At 52.8% G+C, this 4,773-nt stretch carries 10 protein-coding genes and 1 pseudogene; all 11 read right to left on the minus strand.

All coding sequences use genetic code 11. From position 1 onward, the window contains the following. On the minus strand, nucleotides 1-95 hold a 95-nt coding region (gene rpmJ, locus AC9UG7_RS00715), incomplete at its 3' end, for a 50S ribosomal protein L36 (RefSeq protein WP_509583118.1). A 65-nt stretch (nucleotides 96-160) separates the two neighbouring features. Further along, nucleotides 161-379, minus strand: coding sequence for a translation initiation factor IF-1 (gene infA, locus AC9UG7_RS00720; protein WP_498599898.1), 219 nt, complete (start codon nucleotides 377-379; stop codon nucleotides 161-163). Between the two features lie 8 nt (nucleotides 380-387). Next, nucleotides 388-1,704 (minus strand): preprotein translocase subunit SecY, encoded by a 1,317-nt coding sequence (secY, locus tag AC9UG7_RS00725; RefSeq protein ID WP_509583105.1) that lies wholly within the window; start codon nucleotides 1,702-1,704, stop codon nucleotides 388-390. Nucleotides 1,705-1,722: 18 nt separating this feature from the next. Further along, the gene (gene rplO, locus AC9UG7_RS00730) at nucleotides 1,723-2,154 is read right to left on the minus strand and encodes a 50S ribosomal protein L15 (RefSeq protein WP_509583106.1); all 432 of its coding nucleotides are present in this window, start codon (nucleotides 2,152-2,154) and stop codon (nucleotides 1,723-1,725) included. A gap of 11 nt (nucleotides 2,155-2,165) precedes the next feature. Further along, nucleotides 2,166-2,351, minus strand: coding sequence for a 50S ribosomal protein L30 (gene rpmD / locus AC9UG7_RS00735; RefSeq protein ID WP_506612691.1), 186 nt, complete (start codon nucleotides 2,349-2,351; stop codon nucleotides 2,166-2,168). 15 nt (nucleotides 2,352-2,366) lie between these two features. Then, nucleotides 2,367-2,885: a 30S ribosomal protein S5 gene (gene rpsE / locus AC9UG7_RS00740; RefSeq protein ID WP_509583108.1), complete on the minus strand. Its 519-nt coding sequence runs from the start codon at nucleotides 2,883-2,885 to the stop codon at nucleotides 2,367-2,369. A gap of 18 nt (nucleotides 2,886-2,903) precedes the next feature. After that, nucleotides 2,904-3,269 (minus strand): 50S ribosomal protein L18, encoded by a 366-nt coding sequence (gene rplR, locus AC9UG7_RS00745; protein ID WP_509583109.1) that lies wholly within the window; start codon nucleotides 3,267-3,269, stop codon nucleotides 2,904-2,906. A gap of 11 nt (nucleotides 3,270-3,280) precedes the next feature. Beyond that, nucleotides 3,281-3,814, minus strand: coding sequence for a 50S ribosomal protein L6 (gene rplF / locus AC9UG7_RS00750; protein ID WP_509583111.1), 534 nt, complete (start codon nucleotides 3,812-3,814; stop codon nucleotides 3,281-3,283). 13 nt (nucleotides 3,815-3,827) lie between these two features. Further along, on the minus strand, nucleotides 3,828-4,223 hold the full coding sequence (gene rpsH / locus AC9UG7_RS00755) for a 30S ribosomal protein S8 (protein WP_509583113.1): 396 nt from the start codon (nucleotides 4,221-4,223) through the stop codon (nucleotides 3,828-3,830). Nucleotides 4,224-4,243: 20 nt separating this feature from the next. Beyond that, nucleotides 4,244-4,549, minus strand: coding sequence for a 30S ribosomal protein S14 (rpsN, locus tag AC9UG7_RS00760; RefSeq protein WP_509583115.1), 306 nt, complete (start codon nucleotides 4,547-4,549; stop codon nucleotides 4,244-4,246). Nucleotides 4,550-4,557: 8 nt separating this feature from the next. Next, nucleotides 4,558-4,773 (minus strand): annotated as a pseudogene (locus AC9UG7_RS00765) (50S ribosomal protein L5); the annotation flags it as partial.

Genomic DNA, 4,773 nt, shown 5'->3' on the forward strand with positions numbered 1-4,773 from the left:
TGACGCGGGTCGGTGCAGATAACCCGCACCACGCCCTTGCGGCGGATGATCTTGCAGTTGCGGCAAATTGTTTTGACCGAAGCCGAAACTTTCATTTCATTCTCCTAAAAACCCGGAACACGCACCCTGCGCATCCCAACAAACTCTTTCATTCAACGCCTTATTTGGCGCGGAACACAATTCTTGCCCTGGTTAAATCGTAGGGCGTCAACTCCACTGTCACTTTGTCTCCTGGCAGGATACGGATGTAGTGCATCCGCATCTTGCCGGAGATATGGCCAAGCACCACATGTCCATTTTCCAGTTTGACCCGGAAAGTTGCATTGGGCAGGTTTTCAACCACCTCTCCCTGCATTTGGATGACGTCGTCCTTCGCCATGCGCCCAATCAGCCACCTGGAGCCATCTTGAAGTTGGCCTTTTTGAGCAATGATTCATACTGCTGACTCATGAGGTAGTTTTGCACTTGGGCCATGAAGTCCATGGTGACCACCACAATAATCAACAGTGAGGTGCCGCCAAAATAAAACGGCACGTTGTACTTGAGGATCAGAAACTCTGGCACCAGACACACAAACGTGATGTAAATGGCACCTGCAAGCGTCAATCGAAGCAAAATTTTGTCAATGAATTTGGCGGTCTGGTCGCCCGGACGAATACCCGGAATGAAGCCACCGCTTTTCTTCAAGTTGTCTGCGGTTTCGCGGCTGTTGAACACCAGCGCTGTGTAGAAAAAGCAGAAAAAGATAATGGCAACGGCATACAACATCACATACAGCGGTTGACCAGGAGACAAAGCCGCAGAAATGTCTTTCAGCCAATTGAGGCTAGAACCTGCGCTGAACCAACTGACGATGGTTGAAGGCAACAAAATAATAGATGAAGCAAAAATGGGCGGGATGACACCAGACATGTTCAGCTTGAGCGGTAAATGCGAAGACTGTCCGCCATACACCTTGTTACCCACTTGCCGTCTGGCGTAATTAACCAAAATCTTTCGCTGACCGCGCTCGACAAACACCACAAAATAAGTGATACCAGCCACCAACACCACAATCAATAAAGCCACAATGATGCTCATGGCGCCTGTGCGCACCAACTCCAGCAAGCCGCCGATGGACTTGGGCAAGCCAGCGGCTATGCCAGCAAAAATGATGATAGAAATGCCGTTGCCTAAACCACGCTCGGTGATTTGTTCGCCCAGCCACATCAAAAACATGGTGCCAGCCGTCAGTGAGACCATGGCAGTGATACGAAAACCCATGCCAGGTGCGTTGACCAAACCAGCGGATGATTCAAGCGCGACAGCGATACCGAGTGACTGGAACAAAGCCAAGCCGAGGGTGGCGTAACGCGTGTACTGGGTGATTTTGCGACGGCCGGCTTCGCCTTCCTTTTTCAGTGCTTCCATGCTGGGAACCACATAAGACATCAACTGCATGATGATGGATGCAGAGATGTAAGGCATGATGCCGAGCGCAAAAATACTGAAGCGTGACAAAGCACCGCCAGAGAACATATTGAACAGGCTGAGAATGCCGCCCTGTTGTCCTTTGAAGAGCTGTTGCAATTGGTTCGGGTCGATACCCGGCACAGGAATATGTGTGCCAATGCGGTAAACAACCAAAGCGAGCAGCAAAAAGACGAGCCGGCGACGCAGGTCGCCGTACTTGTCTGTTTTTGCTGAGCTTGAGCCGGTTGCCAATTGCTTCTTCCTCGTCTGTTAAGCGATAGAGCCGCCAGCGGCTTCGATGGCAGACTTGGCAGCAGCTGTTGCACCAATGCCGTTCAATTTCACAGCACGGGTGATTTCACCTGTCTTGATGACTTTGACCACTTTGGCCATCTGACTGATCAGACCGGCCGTTTTCAATGTCAACATATCAATATCAGTTGCTTGCAATGTTTGCAAAGCTGCCAATGTGACTTCTTCGTTGTACCGCAGTGTGCGTGACTTGAAGCCGCGCTTGGGCAAACGGCGTTGTAAAGGCATTTGACCGCCTTCAAAACCCACTTTGTGGTAACCGCCTGAACGTGACTTTTGACCTTTGTGACCGCGGCCGGCAGTTTTGCCAAGGCCTGAGCCAATACCGCGACCTACGCGGCGGCGGTTTTTGCGTGAGCCGTCTGCGGGCTTGATTTCATTGAGTTGCATGGCTGTGGCCTTTAGAGAACTTTGACCAAATAGCTGATCTTGTTGATCATGCCGCGCACTGCAGGTGTGTCCTGCAATTCACTGGTGCTGCCGATTTTGCGCAAGCCCAAACCGCGCACTGTGGCACGGTGAGATTCTTTGGTGCCTATGGGACTGCGCACCAATTGCACTTTGACGGTTGAAGTAGATGTGGACATGTCGCTGCTCCCGGATTAGACGAAGAGATCTTCGACGCTCTTGCCACGTTTAGCCGCCACTTCGGAGGCTGTCGTGGATTTGGTCAACGCATCCAACGTGGCACGAACCATGTTGTAAGGGTTGGATGAACCATGGCTTTTGGCCACGATGTCGGTGATGCCCATGACTTCGAACACAGCTCGCATGGGGCCACCAGCAATGATGCCGGTTCCCTTGGGAGCTGGCGCCATTTGTACATTGGCTGCACCATGGTGGCCAGTGACATTATGGTGAATCGTGCCATTTTTCAGTGACACTTTGTGCATGTTGCGGCGGGCCTCTTCCATGGCCTTTTGCACGGCAGCTGGCACTTCCTTGGATTTGCCTTTGCCCATACCAACGCGACCGTCGCCATCGCCAACCACTGTGAGTGCAGCGAAGCCGAGAATACGACCACCCTTGACCACTTTGGTGACGCGGTTGACCGCGATCATTTTTTCCTTCAGACCGTCGTCACGACTGTCGTCTTGCATTTTTGCTTGAACTTTTGCCATGTTGTGTATCCGTATCGGTTAGAACTGCAAGCCAGCAGCACGTGCGGCATCTGCCAATGTTTTGACGCGACCGTGGTAGGCAAAGCCTGCACGATCGAAAGCGACTTTTTCCACGCCTGCAGCCTTGGCTTTTTCAGCGATACGCTTGCCAATGACTTCCGCTGCCGACTGATTTCCACCCTTGCCGATAGCGCCCAGTGCTTGACGCACCTCGGATTCGGCAGTAGAGGCCGTTGCAATCACTTTGGTGCCATCGCCAGAAATGACGCTGGCGTAAATGTGTAAGTTGGTGCGGTTCACCGTCAGGCGTGCTACGCCTTGCGTGGCAATACGGATACGGGTTTGACGTGAACGGCGCAGTCGCTGCTGTTTTTTGCTTAGCATGTTGCAGCTCCTTATTTCTTCTTGGTCTCTTTGATCGTGATCTTTTCGTCCGAATAACGGATGCCTTTGCCTTTGTAAGGCTCAGGTGGACGAACAGCGCGAATTTCAGCGGCGATTTGACCGACACGTTGGCGGTCTGCGCCTTTGATGATGACCTCGGTGGGTGTAGGTGTTTCTACCTTGATACCAGAGGGCATATCAATATTGACTGGGTGTGAGTAACCGACAGCCAGGTTTAACTTGGCGCCTTGTGCAGCGGCCTTGTAGCCCACGCCAACCAAGTTGAGTTTTTTCTCGAACCCTTTGGTGACACCGACCACCATGTTGTTGACCAACTGGCGCAAAGTTCCGCTCATGGCGTTGGCTTCACGGCTTTCATTGGCTGGCTCAAACGTGAGTGTGTCAGCTTGGCGCACAACTTTGACCAAGGCATTGTTGGCGATAGACAGTTGACCACCTGCGCCTTTGACGCTGATGTGTTGTTCGTTCATGGTCACGTCCACTCCTGCGGGAACGGTGACGGGCATTTTGGCAACGCGGGACATGTATGTTTCTCCCTTAAGCCACGTAACAAAGAACTTCGCCGCCCACGCCAGTGGCGCGTGCTTTGCGATCGGTCATCACGCCTTTGGGGGTGGTGACAATCGCCACGCCCAATCCGTTCATGACCTGCGGAATGGCGTTATGCCCTTTGTACACACGCAAACCAGGACGTGATACGCGCTCAATGCGCTCAATCACGGGGCGGCCTGCGTAGTACTTCAGGGAAATTTCCAATTCGGATTTGCCTGCGTCGGTTTTGACGTGAAAGCCGTCGATGTAGCCCTCTTCCTTCAACACCTGGACGATGGCAATTTTGACCTTGGATGATGGCACCGACACTGTCGGCTTGGCCACCATTTGCGCGTTACGAATACGCGTCAACAGGTCGGCAATGGGATCACTCATGCTCATATTGAATTTCTCCTGCCTGCTTACCAGCTGGCTTTGGTGATGCCGGGAATATTGCCAGCGAAGGCCATTTCACGGATCTTGGCACGACCCAAACCAAATTGGCGGAAGGTGCCACGAGGGCGACCGGTGATGGCGCAGCGGTTGCGCTGACGAGTGGGATTGGCATTGCGGGGCAACTTTTGCAATTCCAAACGAGCAGCCGCACGCTCTTCATCCGTGCGCTTGAAGTCGGTTGAAATTGCTTTCAGTTCCGCATGTTTTTTCGCGTACTTGGCGACCAGTTTGTCACGCTTGAGCTCACGCTCGATCAAAGCTACTTTAGCCACAGGGCACCTCAGTTCTTGAACGGGAAACGGAAAGCGGCGAGCAGTGCTTTGCACTCATCGTCAGTCTTGGCCGTGGTGGTGATACTGATGTTAAGACCGCGCAGGGCATCAACCTTGTCATACTCGATCTCGGGAAAAATGATTTGCTCTTTCACGCCGATGTTGTAGTTGCCGCGACCGTCAAACGCCCGGCCGGAAATACCGCGAAAGTCACGCACACGGGG

The sequence above is a fragment of the Limnohabitans sp. genome, assembly GCF_046052765.1.
GTDB lineage: Bacteria > Pseudomonadota > Gammaproteobacteria > Burkholderiales > Burkholderiaceae_C > Limnohabitans.

Excerpts from the sequence above, each read along its gene's own strand:
- rpsE (WP_509583108.1), bottom strand. The coding sequence starts at position 2,885 with ATGGCAAAAGTTCAAGCAAAAATGCAAGACGACAGTCGTGACGACGGT.
- infA (WP_498599898.1), bottom strand. The coding sequence starts at position 379 with ATGGCGAAGGACGACGTCATCCAAATGCAGGGAGAGGTGGTTGAAAAC.
- rpmD (WP_506612691.1), bottom strand. The coding sequence starts at position 2,351 with ATGTCCACATCTACTTCAACCGTCAAAGTGCAATTGGTGCGCAGTCCC.
- rplF (WP_509583111.1), bottom strand. The coding sequence starts at position 3,814 with ATGTCCCGCGTTGCCAAAATGCCCGTCACCGTTCCCGCAGGAGTGGAC.
- rpsH (WP_509583113.1), bottom strand. The coding sequence starts at position 4,223 with ATGAGCATGAGTGATCCCATTGCCGACCTGTTGACGCGTATTCGTAAC.
- rplR (WP_509583109.1), bottom strand. The coding sequence starts at position 3,269 with ATGCTAAGCAAAAAACAGCAGCGACTGCGCCGTTCACGTCAAACCCGT.
- rplO (WP_509583106.1), bottom strand. The coding sequence starts at position 2,154 with ATGCAACTCAATGAAATCAAGCCCGCAGACGGCTCACGCAAAAACCGC.